12 protein-coding genes and 2 pseudogenes are annotated in these 16,627 nt (G+C 71.5%); 8 read left to right on the forward strand and 6 right to left on the reverse strand.

The features are described 5' to 3' along the window. Window positions 1-125: 125 nt before the first annotated feature. The 6 genes and pseudogenes from ACZ56U_RS00210 (at window position 126) to narI (ending at window position 8,472) form a co-directional block, all read left to right on the forward strand. Window positions 126-989, forward strand: a complete 864-nt coding sequence (locus tag ACZ56U_RS00210; RefSeq protein WP_469081752.1) for a helix-turn-helix domain-containing protein — start codon at window positions 126-128, stop codon at window positions 987-989. Window positions 990-1,064: 75 nt separating this feature from the next. After that, complete coding sequence (locus ACZ56U_RS00215) at window positions 1,065-1,880, forward strand: SAM-dependent methyltransferase (protein ID WP_469081753.1); 816 nt, start codon at window positions 1,065-1,067, stop codon at window positions 1,878-1,880. An 82-nt stretch (window positions 1,881-1,962) separates the two neighbouring features. After that, a pseudogene (locus ACZ56U_RS00220) lies at window positions 1,963-5,655 on the forward strand (nitrate reductase subunit alpha). Then, entirely contained in the window at window positions 5,655-7,259 is a 1,605-nt protein-coding gene (narH, locus tag ACZ56U_RS00225; RefSeq protein ID WP_469081754.1) for a nitrate reductase subunit beta, read from the forward strand. The pseudogene ACZ56U_RS00220 and the gene narH overlap by 1 nt, the downstream one beginning before the upstream one ends. Then, entirely contained in the window at window positions 7,259-7,753 is a 495-nt protein-coding gene (gene narJ, locus ACZ56U_RS00230) for a nitrate reductase molybdenum cofactor assembly chaperone (RefSeq protein ID WP_469081755.1), read from the forward strand. Before narH ends, narJ begins: the two co-directional genes overlap by 1 nt. Continuing rightward, a complete protein-coding gene (narI, locus tag ACZ56U_RS00235) occupies window positions 7,750-8,472 on the forward strand; it encodes a respiratory nitrate reductase subunit gamma (RefSeq protein ID WP_469081756.1) in 723 nt (240 codons plus the stop codon). The genes narJ and narI overlap by 4 nt, the downstream gene beginning before the upstream one ends. Before the next feature lie 55 nt (window positions 8,473-8,527). Here the strand turns inward: narI and dnaK are convergent, their stop codons facing one another. The 5 genes and pseudogenes from dnaK to ACZ56U_RS00260 form a co-directional block, all read right to left on the reverse strand. After that, complete coding sequence (gene dnaK / locus ACZ56U_RS00240) at window positions 8,528-10,399, reverse strand: molecular chaperone DnaK (RefSeq protein ID WP_469081757.1); 1,872 nt, start codon at window positions 10,397-10,399, stop codon at window positions 8,528-8,530. Between the two features lie 181 nt (window positions 10,400-10,580). Next, a complete protein-coding gene (locus ACZ56U_RS00245; RefSeq protein ID WP_469081758.1) occupies window positions 10,581-11,009 on the reverse strand; it encodes an OsmC family protein in 429 nt (142 codons plus the stop codon). A gap of 61 nt (window positions 11,010-11,070) precedes the next feature. After that, window positions 11,071-11,931 (reverse strand): annotated as a pseudogene (locus ACZ56U_RS00250) (vWA domain-containing protein); the annotation flags it as partial. An 84-nt stretch (window positions 11,932-12,015) separates the two neighbouring features. After that, complete coding sequence (locus tag ACZ56U_RS00255; RefSeq protein WP_469081759.1) at window positions 12,016-14,091, reverse strand: phage holin family protein; 2,076 nt, start codon at window positions 14,089-14,091, stop codon at window positions 12,016-12,018. A gap of 83 nt (window positions 14,092-14,174) precedes the next feature. Continuing rightward, complete coding sequence (locus ACZ56U_RS00260; RefSeq protein WP_469081760.1) at window positions 14,175-14,576, reverse strand: hypothetical protein; 402 nt, start codon at window positions 14,574-14,576, stop codon at window positions 14,175-14,177. Between the two features lie 82 nt (window positions 14,577-14,658). Between ACZ56U_RS00260 and ACZ56U_RS00265 the strand changes: the two genes are divergently transcribed. Together ACZ56U_RS00265 and ACZ56U_RS00270 are read left to right on the forward strand one after the other, a co-directional pair. Continuing rightward, a complete protein-coding gene (locus tag ACZ56U_RS00265; RefSeq protein ID WP_469081761.1) occupies window positions 14,659-15,432 on the forward strand; it encodes an MBL fold metallo-hydrolase in 774 nt (257 codons plus the stop codon). Beyond that, a complete protein-coding gene (locus tag ACZ56U_RS00270) occupies window positions 15,429-16,058 on the forward strand; it encodes a DedA family protein (RefSeq protein WP_469081762.1) in 630 nt (209 codons plus the stop codon). Before ACZ56U_RS00265 ends, ACZ56U_RS00270 begins: the two co-directional genes overlap by 4 nt. 70 nt (window positions 16,059-16,128) lie before the next feature. Here ACZ56U_RS00270 and ACZ56U_RS00275 read toward each other — a convergent pair whose 3' ends face one another. Then, window positions 16,129-16,563 (reverse strand): ankyrin repeat domain-containing protein, encoded by a 435-nt coding sequence (locus ACZ56U_RS00275; RefSeq protein ID WP_469081763.1) that lies wholly within the window; start codon window positions 16,561-16,563, stop codon window positions 16,129-16,131. Window positions 16,564-16,627: the final 64 nt, after the last annotated feature.

Here is a 16,627-nt window from a genome sequence, read left to right on the forward strand (position 1 = left end):
CGCCGGCGTCGATTACCCCCGGGGTAATGCCCGGCGTGGCGAGCGCCTCACCGTCGATCCGGTGAGACCGACAGCGGAACATGACACACTGCCCTGCGTACTTCGGCGCGTAGGGGAGGCGTGGCGTGAGTGAGCGGCGGCCTGCGCCCACCGTGGGTCAGGTGGTGCTCGGCAAGCGACTGCAGGAGTTGCGGGAGGCCGTCGGCCTCAAACGCGAGGAGGCCGCCAAGGTCCTGCGCGTGGCACCCGCGACCGTGCGGCGTATGGAGATGGCCGAGGTCGCCCTGAAGATCCCGTACGTGCAGCTGCTGCTGTCCGCGTACGGCGTCTCGCAGGAGGAGGCGGACGCCTTCGTCGCGCTGGCCGAGGAGGCGAACCGACCGGGCTGGTGGCAGCGGTTCCACGACGTCCTGCCGGACTGGTTCAGCATGTACGTGAGCCTGGAGGGCGCCGCCCGCATCATCCGCTCCTACGAACCGCACTTCGTGCCCGGGCTGTTGCAGACCGAGGCGTACGCGCGCGGGGTGATGGAGGCGGGCACCATCGCGCAGCAGGGCTCGGACACCATCGAGCGGCATGTGTCGCTGCGGATGACACGGCAGCAGCTGCTGGAGCGGCCCGATCCGCCGCACCTGTGGGTGATCATGGACGAGACCGTGCTGTGCCGTCCGGTCGGCCGGGGCGGCGAGGTCATGCGCGAACAGCTCGACAAGCTCCTGGAGTTCGCCGAGCGCGACCGGGTCACCCTCCAGGTCGCCGAGTTCGCCGCCGGCCCGCACCCGGGGACGTACGCGCCGTTCTCGCTGTTCCGCTTCGCCGAGCCGGAGCTGCCGGACATGGCGTTCACCGAGTACCTGACCGGCGCCCTGTACCTGGACTCCCGCGCGGAGGTCTCCGCGCACCTGGAGGTCCTGGACCACATGACGGCACGCGCCGCGTCCGCCGAGCGCACCAAGAAGATCCTGCTGGAGCGCCGCGCGGGCTACTGAGCCGCGCGGGCCGCCTTCCGGCCACATCCGACGACTCCCGAGCGAACCCGTCGAGCACCGAGGAGAAGACACCCCATGACCGGATCCGAAGCCGCCCCCACCGCCGTCGACACCAGCCGGCCGCATCCGGCGCGGGTGTACGACTGGTGGCTGGGCGGCAAGGACAACTACCCCGTGGACGAGGAGCTCGCCCGCCGGATCCTCGCCACGGACGGCACGGCGGTGCGCGGGGCCCGCGCGAACCGCCGGTTCATGCACCGCGCGGTGCGCACGGTCGCCGAGGCCGGGATACGCCAGTTCCTGGACATCGGCACCGGCATCCCCACCGAGCCCAACCTGCACCAGGTGGCGCAGGAGGTCGCCCCGGACGCCAAGGTCGTGTACGCCGACAACGACCCGATCGTCCTGAGGCATGCGCAGGCGCTGCTGCACAGCACCGCCGAGGGCGCCACGAACTATGTGCACGCCGACGTCCGGGACCCCGACACCATCCTGCGGCTCGCCGCCGAGACCCTGGACTTCTCGCAGCCGGTCGCGCTCTCGCTGGTGGCGCTCACCCACTACCTGAGCGAGGACCCCGACGGGGACGACGTCTACGGCCTGCTCAAGCGGTACGTGGCCGAGCTGGTGCCCGGCAGCTTCCTGATCCTGTCGCAGGTCACGCCCGACCTCAGCCCGGAGGCCATCGCCCGGGCCGCCGAGCACTTCCGGGCCGGCGGCACACCGTTCTATCCGCGTTCCCTGGCCGAGTTCTCCCGCTTCTTCGACGGCCTGGAGCTGCTCGGCCCCGGCGTGATCCCGGTCTCCGGCTGGCGGCCGGGCCCCGAGGACGTGGCGGCTCAGGCCGAGGGCATCGTGCCGGTGTACGCGGGGGTCGCCCGCACGGTGTGACCTGACCCGAACGGGTGCCGCCGACGGGTGTGCTCCCCTGCTCAGCCCTAGCTTCGAGGCACGGGCCAGCAAGGGAGCGCATGTGACCGACACCCAGACCCCGCCCACCCCGCCCACGGAGCCGGGTGCGGCGCTGCTGCGCGCCGGGAGGTTCTTCCGGCCGGGCCGGGCCGCGCCCGACCTGCACAGCATCGGGCTGACGGGTGGGCGCGAGGCGGACGCCTTCTACCGGGACCGCTGGAGCCACGACAAGGTCGTGAACTCCACGCACGGGGTGAACTGCACGGGTTCCTGCCGCTGGAAGGTGTACGTCAAGGACGGCATCATCACCTGGGAGACCCAGCAGACCGACTATCCGAGCGTCGGCCCGGACCGCCCCGAGTACGAGCCGCGCGGCTGTCCCCGGGGCGCCGCGTTCTCCTGGTACACGTACTCCCCCACCCGTGTGCGCTACCCGTATGTCCGCGGTGTCCTGCTGGAGATGTACCGCGAGGCGCTCGCGAGAACCGGCGACCCGGTGCTGGCCTGGGCGGACATCCAGGACGCCCCGGAGCGCCGGCGCCGCTACCAGCAGGCCCGCGGCAAGGGTGGCCTGGTCCGCGCCACCTGGGACGAGGCCGTCGAGATCGTCGCCGCCGCGCACGTCCACACGATCAGGACGTACGGGCCCGACCGGATCGCCGGTTTCTCGCCGATCCCCGCGATGTCGATGGTGTCGCACGCGGCGGGTGCCCGCTTCCACTCCCTCATCGGCGCCCCGATGCTGTCGTTCTACGACTGGTACGCCGACCTGCCCGTCGCCTCCCCGCAGGTCTTCGGCGACCAGACCGACGTCCCCGAGTCCGGCGACTGGTGGGACGCCGCGTATCTGATGATGTGGGGCTCGAACGTCCCGGTGACCCGTACGCCGGACGCGCACTGGATGGCGGAGGCCCGCTACCGGGGCCAGAAGGTGGTCGTGGTCGCGCCGGACTACGCCGACAACGCCAAGTTCGCCGACGAGTGGCTGCACCCGCACCCCGGCACGGACGGCGCCCTGGCCCTCGCGATGGGCCATGTGATCCTCAAGGAGTTCTTCGTCGACCGCGAGACGCCGTTCTTCGCGGACTACGTCAGGAAGTTCACCGACCTGCCCTTCCTGGTGACGCTCGACGAGAAGGACGGCGCCCACGTCCCGTCGAAGTTCCTGCGCGCCACCGACCTCGGCCACGAGGGTGAGGGCGCGGAGTGGAAGACGGTCGTGCTGGACGCGGCGAGCGGTCGGGCCGTGGTCCCCAACGGTTCCCTGGGCTTCCGCTGGACCGAGTCCGGCAAGGGCCGCTGGAACCTCGAACTCGGTGCGATCGAGCCGACATTGACCCTGCACGGGCAGAGCGTCTCCACCGGCGTCGAGGTCCTCCTCCCCCGCTTCGACACCGAAGGCGGCGAGCACGGCCAGGGCCGCGGTGACGTCGTACGGCGCGGGGTGCCGGCGACCCGGCTGGGCGGCGCGGGCGGCCCCCTGGTGACGACCGTCTTCGACCTGCTGCTGGCGCAGTACGGCGTACGGCGCCCCGACCTGCCCGGCAGCTGGCCGGCCTCCTACGAGGACGCCGGGGCGCCCGGCACCCCCGCCTGGCAGGAGGTGCACACCTCCGTCACGGCCGCCAAGTGCGTCAAGATCGCCCGCGAGTTCGCGCGCACCGCCGAGCGCTCCAAGGGCCGCTGCATGATCCTGATGGGCGCCGGCACCAACCACTGGTTCCACTCCGAGACGATCTACCGCGCCTTCCTCGCCCTGCTCCAGCTGACCGGTTGCCAGGGCCGCAACGGCGGCGGCTGGGCGCACTACGTCGGCCAGGAGAAGTGCCGCCCGGTCACCGGCTGGGCCACCCTGGCCGCCGCCTCCGACTGGTCCCGGCCGCCGCGCCAGATGATCGGCACGGCGTACTGGTTCCTCAACACCGACCAGTGGCGTTACGACCGGTTCACCGCCGACGTCCTCGCCTCACCGCTCGGTGAGGGCCGGTTCAAGGGCATGACGGGCGCCGACTGCCTCGCCCTGTCGGCCCGTTCGGGCTGGATGCCGTCGTACCCGACCTTCGACCGCAACCCCCTCGACCTCGGTGCCGCCTTCGGCGACCCGGTGTCCAGGGCGGTGGCCGAACTCCGCGCCGGGACACTGAAGTTCGCCTGCGAGGATCCGGACGCCCCCGAGAACTGGCCGCGTGTGCTGACGCTGTGGCGGGCCAATCTGCTCGGCTCGTCCGCGAAGGGCGCCGAGTACTTCACCAGGCATCTGCTGGGCACGCACTCGTCGTTGAGCGCCGAGGAGGCCGCGGTGGACGAGCGGCCCCGCGATGTGACCTGGCGGGACGAGGCCCCCGAGGGCAAGCTCGACCTGCTGCTGTCGCTGGACTTCCGGCAGACGTCCTCCACGCTGTTGTCGGACGTGGTCCTGCCGGCCGCGACCTGATACGAGAAACACGACCTGTCCAGCACGGACATGCACCCCTACGTGCACTCCTTCACGCCGGCCGTGGACCCGCCCTGGCAGGCCCGCACCGACTTCGACACCTTCAAGGCGCTGGCCGACCGGCTCAGCGAGCTGGCGGTCGTACACCTGGGTGTCCGCAAGGACCTGGTGGCGACCCCGATGCAGCACGACACCCCGGGCGAGATCGCCCAGCCCGGCGGGGTGGTCCTGGACTGGAAGCGCGGCGAGTGCGAACCGGTGCCCGGCAGGACCCTGCCGAACCTGACGGTCGTCGAGCGGGACTACACGGCGATCGGCGCCAAGTTCCGGGCGCTCGGCCCGCTGGTGGAGGAACTGGGGCTGCCGTGCAAGGGGATCGCCCTCAGGCCGGACGAGGAGGTGCGGCACCTGCGCGAGCTGAACGGCACCGGCTACCAGGGGCGCCCCTCGATCGACACCGCCGTGAAGGCCGCGAACACCATCCTCGCCCTGTCCGGCACCACCAACGGCCGGCTCGCCACCCAGGGCTTCCACACCCTTCAGGAGCGCACCGGCCAGGAGATGGCCCACCTCGCCGCCGAGCACGAGGGCAAGCGCATCACCTACGCCGACACCCAGGCGGCGCCGGTCCCCGTGATCACCTCGCCGGAGTGGTCGGGCAGCGAGTCCGGTGGGCGCCGGTACACCGCCTTCACCCTCAACACCGAGCACCTCAAGCCCTGGCACACCCTCACCGGCCGCCAGCACTTCTTCATCGACCACGACTGGATGCACGAGCTGGGCGAGGCGCTCCCCGTCTACCGTCCGCCGCTCGACATGAACAAGCTGTTCGGCGAACCGCGGCTCGGCCCGGACGGCGAACGTGAGGTGACGGTCCGTTACCTCACCCCGCACAACAAGTGGTCCATCCACTCCGAGTACCAGGACAACCTGTTCATGCTCGCCCTCTCCCGGGGCGGTCAGTCGATCTGGATGTCCCCGCAGGACGCGGACGCGATCGGCGTGCGGGACGACGACTGGATCGAAGCGGTCAACCGCAACGGCGTGGTCGTCGCCCGCGCGATCGTCTCGCACCGCATGCCGGCCGGCACGGTCTACATGCACCACGCGCAGGAGCGCACGGTGAACGTCCCCAGGACGGAGACGACCGGGAAGCGCGGCGGCATCCACAACTCGCTCACCCGGCTGATCCTCAAACCGTCCCATCTCGTCGGCGGCTACGCCCAGTTGTCGTGGGCGTTCAACTACCTGGGTCCGACGGGCAACCAGCGCGACGAGGTCACGGTCATCCGCCGCCGCAGCCAGGAGGTCGAGTACTGATGAGGGTGATGGCTCAGATCGCGATGGTCATGAACCTCGACAAGTGCATCGGCTGCCACACCTGTTCGGTCACCTGCAAGCAGGCGTGGACCAACCGGCAGGGCATGGAGTACGTCTGGTTCAACAACGTCGAGACCCGGCCCGGACAGGGCTATCCACGCCGCTACGAGGACCAGGAGAAGTGGCGCGGCGGCTGGGAGCTGAACCGGCGCGGGGCGCTCAGACTCAAGGCGGGCGGCCGCTTCCACAAGCTCCTCGGCATCTTCTCCAACCCCAAGCTGCCGGAGATCAAGGACTACTACGAGCCCTGGACCTACGACTACAAGAACCTCACCGAGGCCCCGCTCGGCGACGACTTCCCCGTCGCCCGGCCGGTCTCACAGATCGACGGCAAGCCGATGAAGATCGAGTGGTCGTCGAACTGGGACGACAACCTCGCCGGCGCCCCCGCCTACGGCGACCTCGACCCGATGGTCGAGCGGACCCGCAGGCAGGCCGCGGACAAGGTCAGGTTCGAGTTCGAGCAGACCTTCATGTTCTATCTGCCGCGGATCTGCGAGCACTGCCTCAACCCGTCCTGCGTGGCGTCCTGTCCGTCGGGCGCGATGTACAAGCGGGCCGAGGACGGCATCGTCCTGGTCGACCAGGACCAGTGCCGGGGCTGGCGGATGTGCGTGACCGGATGCCCGTACAAGAAGGTCTACTTCAACCACCGCACCGGCAAGGCCGAGAAGTGCACGATGTGCTATCCGCGCGTCGAGGTCGGTCTGCCGACGGTCTGCTCGGAGACCTGCGTGGGCCGCCTGCGCTACCTCGGCGTGATCCTCTACGACGCCGACAAGGTCACCGCCGCCGCCTCCACACCCGACGACAAGGGCCTGTACGAGGCCCAGTTGGGTGTCTTCCTCGACCCCGACGACCGCGCGGTGCAGCGGGCGGCGGAGGAGGCGGGGATCACGTACGACTGGATGGAGGCGGCCCGGCGCTCCCCCGTGCGCGCTCTCATCAGCACGTACCGGGTGGCGCTGCCGCTGCATCCGGAGTACCGCACCATGCCCATGGTCTGGTACATCCCGCCGCTGTCGCCGGTCGTGGACGCCCTCACCGAGACCGGGCACGACGGTGAGGACGCCGGGAACCTCTTCGGCGCCATCGACACCCTGCGCATCCCGCTGGAGTACCTCGCGGAGGTCTTCACGGCCGGTGACACCGCGCCGGTACGGGCATCCCTGGAGAAGCTCGCCGCGATGCGCGCCCACATGCGGGCGATCAACCTCGGTGAGGAGCCCGATCCGGCCGTCACCGAGGCGGTCGGGATGACACCAGGCGAGATCGAGGAGATGTACCGGCTGCTGGCGATCGCCAAGTACGAGGACCGGTACGTGATCCCGACCGCGGCCGTCGGCGACGCCCGCCGGCTGGAGGAGTCGGCGCTGCCGCAGGAGTGCAGCCTCGAGTACGACGGCGGGCCGGGCATGGGCGGCGACGGGCCCTTCGGCCAGGACTCCGGCCGCAAGCTGCTGCCGGTGGTCTCGGTGGAGAACTTCCACGGTCTGCGCAGACGCCAGACGTCCGACGACCCGGCCGACGCCGAGGAGGTCTGATGCCGTCGTACGCCGTTCTGTACCAGGCAGCCGCGCTCTGTCTGACATACCCCGACGACGACTTCCGCGCCCGGCTGCCGCTGTTGCGTGAAGCGGCGCCGCAGCTGCGGGAGTTCGTGGACCATGCGGCGCTCACCGCTCCGCAGGAGCTGGCCGCGCACTACGTCCAGGTCTTCGACTTCAAGAACCGGCACAGTCTGTACCTGAGTTGGTGGCAGGACGGCGACACGCGGCGGCGCGGTATGTCGCTGGTCCGCTTCAAGGAGGTCTACCGGGCGGCGGGCCTGGAGTTCACCGGTGAGGAGCTGCCGGACTTCCTGCCCGCGGTGCTGGAGTTCGCGGCCCGCACCGGCGACACCGACCTGCTCACCGAACACCGGGGCGGCCTGGAGCAGTTGCGCACCCGGCTGACCGACTTCGGGACACCGTACGCGTCCGTCCTGGGCGCCGTGTGCGCCACACTGCCGACCGCCTGCACCGGGGTGCGATCATGACCACACTGCTCTGGGGCGTGCTGCCGTACGTCACCCTCGTCCTGCTCGTCGCCGGACTGGTCTGGCGCCACCGCTACGACAAGTTCGGCTGGACGACCCGTTCCTCGCAGGTCTACGAGTCGAAGCTGCTGAACATCGCCTCACCGGCCTTCCACTACGGCATCCTGTTCGTGCTGGCCGGGCACCTCATGGGCCTGTTCGTGCCGATGTCGTGGACGGAGACGTTCGGGGTCGACGAGCACACCTACCATCTGCTCTCGCTCTACGGCGGAACCGCGGCCGGCGTACTGGCCGTCGCCGGGATCCTGCTGCTCGTCTATCGCCGGCGTACCAAGGCGCCCGTCTTCCGGGCCACCACCGCCAACGACAAGCTGATGTACCTGGTGCTGCTCGCGGCGATCGCGTTGGGCATGATCGCCAAGCTCACCCATGCCTCCGGCGACGGCTACAACTACCGTGAGTCCATCGGCCCCTGGGCCCGCAGCCTGTTCACGCTCCGGCCGGACATCGACCGGATGACGGGCGTACCGGTGCTGTACCAGGTGCACGCGGTGATCGGCATGGCGCTGATCGCGTTCGTGCCGTACAGCCGGCTGGTGCACATGTTCAGCGCGCCGGTGCAGTACCTGTTCCGCCCGTATGTCGTGTACCGGAGTCGTGACCCCAGGCAACTGGGGCCGCGTCCGGAACGGCGGGGCTGGGAGAAGACGGGCGCGTAGCCCGTGCGAGCCACCGCGAACCGTCTTCACCAGGGGAATCCCGGGCGAGGTGGCCTCAGGCGGCCCCGCCCTTGGGGTCCTTGTCGTCGTCGACGATCTCCGCGTCCACCACGCCCTCCTCCTCCGGCGGCGGCTCGGACGACGCCGACTGCTCCTGCCCGGCGGCCGGTTCGGACTGCGCCTGGGCGTACATCGCCTGGCCCATCTTCTGGCTGACGGTGGCGACTTTCTCGACGGCGGTGCGCAGGGCGCCGGTGTCGGCGTTCTGCTCCAGCAGGGTCTTCAGCTCCGCGATCGCCGCCTCCACCTCCGACCTGGTCTCGGCGGGGACGCGTTCGTCGTTGTCCCGGATGAACTTCTCGGTCTGGTAGACGAGTTGCTCGGCCTGGTTGCGGGTCTCGGCCGCCTCCCGGCGCTTGCGGTCCTCCTCCGCGTACTGCTCGGCCTCGCGCATCATGCGGTCGATGTCGTCCTTGGGGAGCGCCGAGCCGCCCGTCACCGTCATCTTCTGCTCGCGGCCGGTCGCGAGGTCCTTCGCCGAGACGTGCATGATCCCGTTGGCGTCGATGTCGAAGGCGACCTCGACCTGCGGGACGCCCCGCGGGGCGGGCGGCAGGCCGGTGAGGTCGAAGACGCCCAGCTTCTTGTTGTACGCGGCGATCTCCCGTTCACCCTGGTAGACCTGGATGCCCACCGAGGGCTGGTTGTCGATGGCCGTCGTGAAGATCTCCGAACGGCGGGTCGGGATCGTGGTGTTGCGCTCGATGAGCTTGGTCATGATGCCGCCCTTGGTCTCGATGCCCAGGGACAGCGGGGTGACGTCCAGCAGCAGGACGTCCTTGACGTCACCGCGGATGACGCCGGCCTGGAGAGCGGCGCCGACGGCGACGACCTCGTCGGGGTTGACGCCCTTGTGCGGGTCCCTGCCGGTGAGTTCCTTGACCAGGTCGGTGACGGCGGGCATCCGGGTCGAGCCGCCGACGAGGATGACGTGGTCGACCGCGGCGAGCTTGATGCCGGCGTCCTTGACGGCCTGGTGGAAGGGTGTCTTGCAGCGGTCGAGCAAGTCGGCGGTGAGCTCCTGGAACTGAGCGCGCGTCAGTTTCTCGTCGAGGTGCAGCGGGCCCTCGGCGGAGGCGGTGATGTAGGGGAGGTTGATCGTCGTCTCCGACGAGCTCGACAGCTCGATCTTGGCCTTCTCGGCGCCCTCCCGCAGGCGTTGCAGCGCCATCTTGTCCTTGCCGAGGTCGACGCCGTAACTGCCCTGGAACTTCTTCACCAGGTGCTCCACGACCCGCTGGTCCCAGTCGTCGCCGCCGAGGTGGGTGTCGCCGTTGGTCGCCTTGACCTCGATGACCCCGTCGCCGATCTCCAGCAGGGAGACGTCGAAGGTGCCGCCGCCGAGGTCGAAGACGAGGACGGTCTGCTCCTCGCCCCGGTCCAGGCCGTAGGCGAGGGCGGCCGCGGTGGGCTCGTTGATGATCCGCAGGACGTTCAGGCCCGCGATCTCCCCGGCCTCCTTGGTGGCCTGCCGCTGGGCGTCGTCGAAGTAGGCCGGCACCGTGATCACCGCGTCGGTGACGTCCTCGCCGAGATAGGACTCGGCGTCCCGCTTCAGCTTCTGCAGCACCCGCGCCGACAGCTCCTGCGCCCGGTAGCGGGTGCCGTCGACGGAGCCCTGGTCGGGGAAGCGCCACTCCCCGTCGCCCATGTGCCGTTTCACCGAGCGGGCCGTGCGCTCGACGTTCGTCACGGCCTGCCGTTTGGCGACCTCCCCGACGAGCACCTCGCCGTTCTTGGCGAAGGCCACGACCGACGGTGTGGTCCTGGCCCCCTCCGCATTGGCGACGACCGTGGGTTCGCCGCCCTCCAGGACGGCCACCACGGAGTTCGTGGTCCCCAGATCGATCCCGACCGCGCGTCCCATCGCTGTCCCCTTCCGCCAGGGCACTTCCCGGACTCCAGCACAAAACTTGAGCGCGCTGTTGTCAATGCCGCCTACGCCGAAAGCCGCGTACCCCCCGAAGGCTCGTACCCGCCGGGTACCCCGAAACAGCGGATGCCGCGCCCCTCGCGGGAACGCGGCATCGAGGCCGTGGGAACGGGCCTCAGGCGAGCTTGGCCGACAGGGTGATCGGCACGGCCTTCAGTGCCTGGCTGACGGGGCAGTTCACCTTGGCCTGCTCGGCCGCGGCGACGAAGGCGTCCTCGTCGAGGCCCGGCACGGTGCCCTCGACGGTCAGGTGGATGCCGGTGATGCCCTCGCCCGGCTGGAAGGTGACGTCGGCGGAGGTGGTGAGCTTGGTGGGCGGGGTGCCGGACCCCGCGAGGGCGTGCGAGAACGCCATCGAGAAGCAGCTGGAGTGGGCGGCCGCGATCAGCTCCTCGGGGCTGGTCTTGCCGTTCGCCTCCTGGGTGCGGGCAGCCCACGTCACCGGCTGCTGGTCGATGGCGCCGGAGGAGTCGAAGGAGACGACCCCGTTGCCCTCGAGCAGGTTGCCTTCCCAGACGGTGTGTGCGGAGCGCGTGGTAGCCACGGTCAGTCCTTTCATGGTGTCCCGGTTCCGGGTTGTCGGACCCATCCGATCACACTCCAGCTCACCGCACCCTGAAGACCGGCCCGCGGGCACTGAACGGCAGCCGGGCCCCGTCCGGGATCAGATACGCGTGCTCGCGCCGCACCCGCAGCACGTCGCACCAGCCGTCCGTGATCACCAACACGGGCGCGCCGGGTGGGAAGTCGTCCGCCCGGTGCAGCAGGTCGACCCCGGGCTGAAGGACCGTGCCGCCCCGGCCGCGCACCCGGACCCGGCCGGCGATCTCGGTGACCGGCAGGTAGCCCGCGTCGTACGGGGCGGCGTCGCAGAACACCACGCGCGCGGCCGGTACGTCCCGGGCCTCGGCGTAGGAGGCGATGGCACCGAGCGCCTTGCCGAGCAGGGTGCGGTCCATGGAGCCGGAGGTGTCCAGAACGACGCCGAAGGTGCAGCGGGCGATCTCCTCGGGCGGGAACCAGCGGCCCGCGCGGGGGATGTCGGGGGTGGACGACTGGCGGCGGGAGGGCCGGGCGTACGACCGCAGCGGCTCAGGGCGGGGCACGAACTCATCGAACCAGCGGGCCAGTTGGGCGTCCCAGGGCAGCGGAGGATGGGTGAGCGCGCGGATCTCCTCGACCAGCCCGCCCGGCAGGAAGCCGCGTTCCTGCCGCTCGTGCAGGTCCAGGCCGTGACCGAGGCCGCGGCGGTAGAACTCGTCGAGGTCGACATAGTCGCGGGGCGAGCCGAGCGGGCCGCCGAGGACGTCGCCGAGCCCCTTGCCGCGCAGGTTGCCGAGCCGGCGCATCCGGCGCAGGTCCCCGGCGATCCGGTCGTAGACCTCCTCGGCGGAGAGGTCCTTGAGCGCGGGGTCGTGCAGGAGGCCGTCGGGCATGGTGCCGATCTGCATCTCGGTGAGCCTTCCCGGGGCGCACACGATTTTTCGGGCGGTCGGCCGGAGGGGCCGTTCACCGGCGGAGCCGCTCACGGGAACGGCGGACCGCGGCGGCTACGCCGCCTGGCGGTCCTCGCCCTGACGTACCGTCAGGGGCACCTGCGGGCCGTCCGATTCGCGCAGCCAGCGGCGCAGGACGCGGTGGACGTGCTCGGCGCCGACGAGTTCCTCTTCCTGCGCCACCGGCGCGGACAGGACCACGGGTGACATCAGGAACGGCCTGCCCTGGGCCCCGCCGAGGCCGCCGTGCGAGCCGATCTGCTCCTCGAAGGCGAGGACTTCGCCCTCGGCCGGGTCGTACCAGGAGTTGACCATGATGTCGGCGGTGTGCGCGAAACCGTGCGTACGGCGGACGGCGTCGGCGGCGCCCGGTCCGAAGGCGGCCAACGGGCCCGGGTTCCTGTCGAGTTCGTCGACCGGGATCTCGGTGTTGAACGGGCCGATCACCACGCCCCCGTGCTGCTCGCTGCGCACGAGGAGGAAGCCGATGCCGGGATGGTTGGCGAGGGTGGTCAGCAGGGCGGGGTGGCGGGCGTCGATCTCCTCCTTGCTCATCCGGTGGTGGACGTCCGGGAAGGAGATCAGACCGAGGTTGCCGGAGGCGAGCACCAGGGGTTCCGATCGGCGGCTGGAGGGCCGGTGCTGCTCGCCGCCCTCCTCGACGGGCCGACGCAGCGCGGCACGCACGGCGGCACGGGCCTCGGCTCCGCTGTGGGTGCGTCGCGCCTTGCGCGGCACGGGCAGCCCGCAGCCGGCCCGCACCAGGTCGCCCAGGGAGAGGCCGTAGCGGGTGCGGAAGGTCTCGCCGGGGCTCTGGCCGTGGTCGGACAGCACGACGATCCGGTAGGGGCGCGGGGCGTGCTCGACGACGTTCTCGATCAACGCGAGGGAACGGTCGAGGCGTTCGAGGACCTTCTCGGCGTCCCGGCTGCGCGGCCCGGAGTGGTGGGCCACCTCGTCGTAGGCGACCAGGTCGGCGTAGATCGCGGAGCGGCCGGCGAGCATGTCGCCCATCACGGCGGCGACCACGACGTCCCGCTCCACGACCGTGGCGAAGGCGCGGATGAACGGGTAGAGGCCGCCGCGCTTGACGCGCGGGCGGACCCGGCGCACCCGGGCCCGGGTGGACTGGCAGATCTCCCGGCCGACCTCGGCGAGGAAGGACAGCGCGGTGCGCACGGCGTTGGCGGGGTCGGAGAAGTAGGCGAAGTATCCCGCGCGGGAACGGGTCTCGCGGCTGCGGCGTCGGGTGGCGATGGACAGCACGAGGGCCTGCTCGTCGGCGCCGCCGCTGAAGAGGTTGCCGCGGCTGGCCCCGTCGGCGCTGAGCAGCCCGCCGTCGCCGGTGCGCTCGACCGCCCGGCGCTGGAGTTCGGCGGCGCTGGTGGGGCGGTTGCAGACCATCACTTCCTGGCTGTCCTTCTCGTACCAGCGGAAGGCGGGCACGTCCTCGTTGCTGCCGTGCAGGATGCCGAGCTGGCTGGCGCCGGTCTGGCTGGACCAGTCGGTGCGCCAGGGGGTGAGGCGGTGGCTGCTGTCCAGCCACTGGGCGACGGTGGGCATCAGGCCCTTCTTCACCGCGGCCAGCAGGACGTCGTGGCCGACGCCGTCGAGCTGGAGGAAGAGCGTTCCCGGGGTGGAGGGGCCGGCCGGGCCCGATCGGCGGCGGCGGTCGGCGAGCCGGTACAGGCGGCGCCGGTAGGCGTCGTCGTCCCGCACCGCCAGGGCGGCGCCGGTGGCGGAGGCGACGGCCGACATCACCGCGGCCACCACGACCGCGGTCTCCGGTGCGGCCGCACCGCGCTCGGCGGGGTTCAGGCCCAGCGCGACCAGGAGCAGCGCGCCGTTGAGGAAGAAGACCAGCAGCCCGAGGACGAGGGCGGGCACGAGCAGCAGGAGCCGTACCAGCAGCGGCCAGAACAGGGCGGACAGCACACCGAAGGCGCCGGCGCCGAGGGCCGCGGTGACGGCGATGTCGGTGGCGCTGTCGCCGTCCTCGGACCGGAGCCGGAAGTCCGGCAGGATCCCGGCGAGCGCGAGCATCGTGACGGTGGAGACCGCCCACACCGCGACGCTCCGCCCCGCCTGACTGGCGGCCCGCCGCCAACGCCCGCCTCGCACGCCCCGCACCTCACGTCCCCGGCCCGTCGCCGGTGCGGGCCTGTACCCACCCTGTCACAACGGATCGAGCCGGCCCGGTGTCCCCCAGGGCGTCAGCGCCCGTCGTACCCGGCCGTCGGCATCGACAGCCGGCGGTGGACCCGGGCCTTCATCTGGGCGTCGTACGACGGTTCCGCGCGCCCCACCGTCTCCACGCGCACCCCGCGACGTGCGCACTCGGCGGTGAACTCCTCCACGGAGGACAGGGCGCTCTCCAGGACCCGGCGGCTGGGCGCGACGAAGAGGTCGGTGCCCGGGCGGACGCCGTCCCACAGGACGCAGTGGTCGGCGCGCAGGCCGCGGACGAGCAGTTCCCGACTGACGGTGTAGCCGCGCTCCGCCGCCCAGCGGGCACACATCGCGTGCTGGCTGCGGGAGTCCACCAGGAACGGGTCGGCCTCCAGCTCCTCCAGCGGCGTCAGACTCGCGATCGCCGTCACGCGGACCGGTCCCATGGCGTCCCCTCACCTCCGGGTTTCGCCGCCGACCCTACTCCTGCCCGTAGGCTTCGGGGAGTCGCGCGAAGGAGGCAAAGAGGTGCCGGTGGAGATCACCTGGTGGGGTCACGCGACCTGTACGGTCGAGGACTCGGGCGTCCGTGTGCTCACCGATCCTCTGTTCGCCCGCCGGCTCGCGCATCTGCGCCGCCGCCGGGGCGCGATACCACCGCCGACCGCCTGGCGGGCCGACATCGCGCTCGTGTCCCATCTGCACGCCGACCATCTGCACGTCCCCTCGCTGCGCCGGCTGGCGCCGGGCACGCGCCTGCTGGTGCCCCGGGGCGCGCCACGGGCCGTACCGGGACTGCGCCGGCTCGCCCATCTCCAGGTCAGCGAGGTCTCCCCGGGCGACGAGACGGTGGTCGGGGACGTGCTCGTACGGACCGTGCCGGCCCGGCACGACGGCCGACGGCTGCCTGTCGGACCGCACCGGTCGCCCGCGCTCGGGTTCGTCGTCGAGGGCGAGGCACGCACCTACTTCGCCGGGGACACCGGTCTGTTCGACGAGATGGCGAAGGAGGTCGGGCCCGTCGACGTGGCGTTGCTGCCGGTGGGCGGCTGGGGACCGTATCTCGGTGAGGGGCATCTGGACCCGGGGCGGGCGGCCGAGGCGCTGGCGCGGCTGGATCCAGTCAGCGCGGTGCCGGTGCACTACGGCACGTACTGGCCGATCGGGATGGACGCCGTGCGCCCTCATGAGTTCCACGCGCCCGGTGCGGAGTTCATGCGGCTCGCGGCGGAGCGGGCGCCGGGTGTGGCGGTGCATCTGCCGGCGCACGGAGAGACCGTGCGCCCCGAGGTGACGCGGTGAGCTGGCTGGCGACGGTCCCGACGATCGTGCCGGAGTCGACGCAGCAGGCGCTCGGGTATCCGTCCTTGTTCCTGCTGGTGCTGATCGGGGCGTTGGTGCCGGTGGTGCCCACGGGGGCGCTGGTGAGTTCGGCGGCGGTGGTGGCGTTCCATCAGGCCGCGCCGTTCGCGCTGGCCCTGGTGTTCGTGACGGCGTCGCTGGCGGCGTTCCTCGGGGACGCGGCGCTGTACTGGCTGGGGCGGCGCGGGATGAAGTCGAAGAACGGCTCGCGCTGGCTGGAGGCGATCCGTTCGCGGGCGCCGGAGGACCGGCTGGCGCAGGCCCAGGAGAAGCTCGCGGATCACGGGGTGGGCGTCCTGGTGCTGTCCCGGCTGGTGCCGGCCGGCCGGATCCCCGTCATGCTGGCCTGCCTGATGGCGAAGTGGCCGATGCGCCGGTTCGTCCGCGGCAACTTCCCGGCCTGTCTGGCCTGGGCCGTCACCTACCAGGTGATCGGAATCCTCGGCGGTTCGCTGTTCCGGGAGCCCTGGGAGGGTGTGGTCGCGGCGATCGTACTGACCGTGGTGGTCAGCATGGCACCGAGCGCCTGGCGCCGGGTACGCGGGACCGCCAAGGCCCAGGGGTGAGTGGCGGGCACGATCGGGGCCGGGGGGCTGGGGGCGCACGGGCGGGCGTCGACGGCGGGGCCTCCGGCGCCTAGGGACGCGCGGCGCGACTGTGCGCTCCGGCGGCTCGCAGGAGTGTGGCGGTGGCGGGGTGGGGGCCGTTGTCCGCCCAGTCCAGGGGTGCCCAGCCGGTGCCGTGGTCCTCGCGCAGGTTCGGGTCGGCGCCGTGGGCCAGCAGTTCCCGCACGGTCTCGGTGTGGCCCCAGCAGGCGGCCGCGCACAGCGGGGTGCCCTGCGAGCCGTCTCCCGCGCTCTCGGTGTCGGGGCGGGCGCCTGCCTGAAGGAGCAGACGGGCCACCCCCGACCGCCCCTGCACGCAGGCCAGGTAGAGCGGGGTGGCGCCGTCGGCGTACCGCCGCTCCGGGTCCGCGCCGCGCCTGAGGAGCGCCCTCACGCGGGGGAGGTCACCGGCGAGGGTCGCCGTGAAGAGGTGGTGGGAGAGCTTCTTCTGCCGGCGCCGCTTCATGGAGGGTGAGGCTAGCGATCACGGGCGCGGGGCGACCACCGGGTTTCCGCCGCCCAGAGCCCCC

The organism is Streptomyces sp. NPDC034103, from assembly GCF_055575395.1.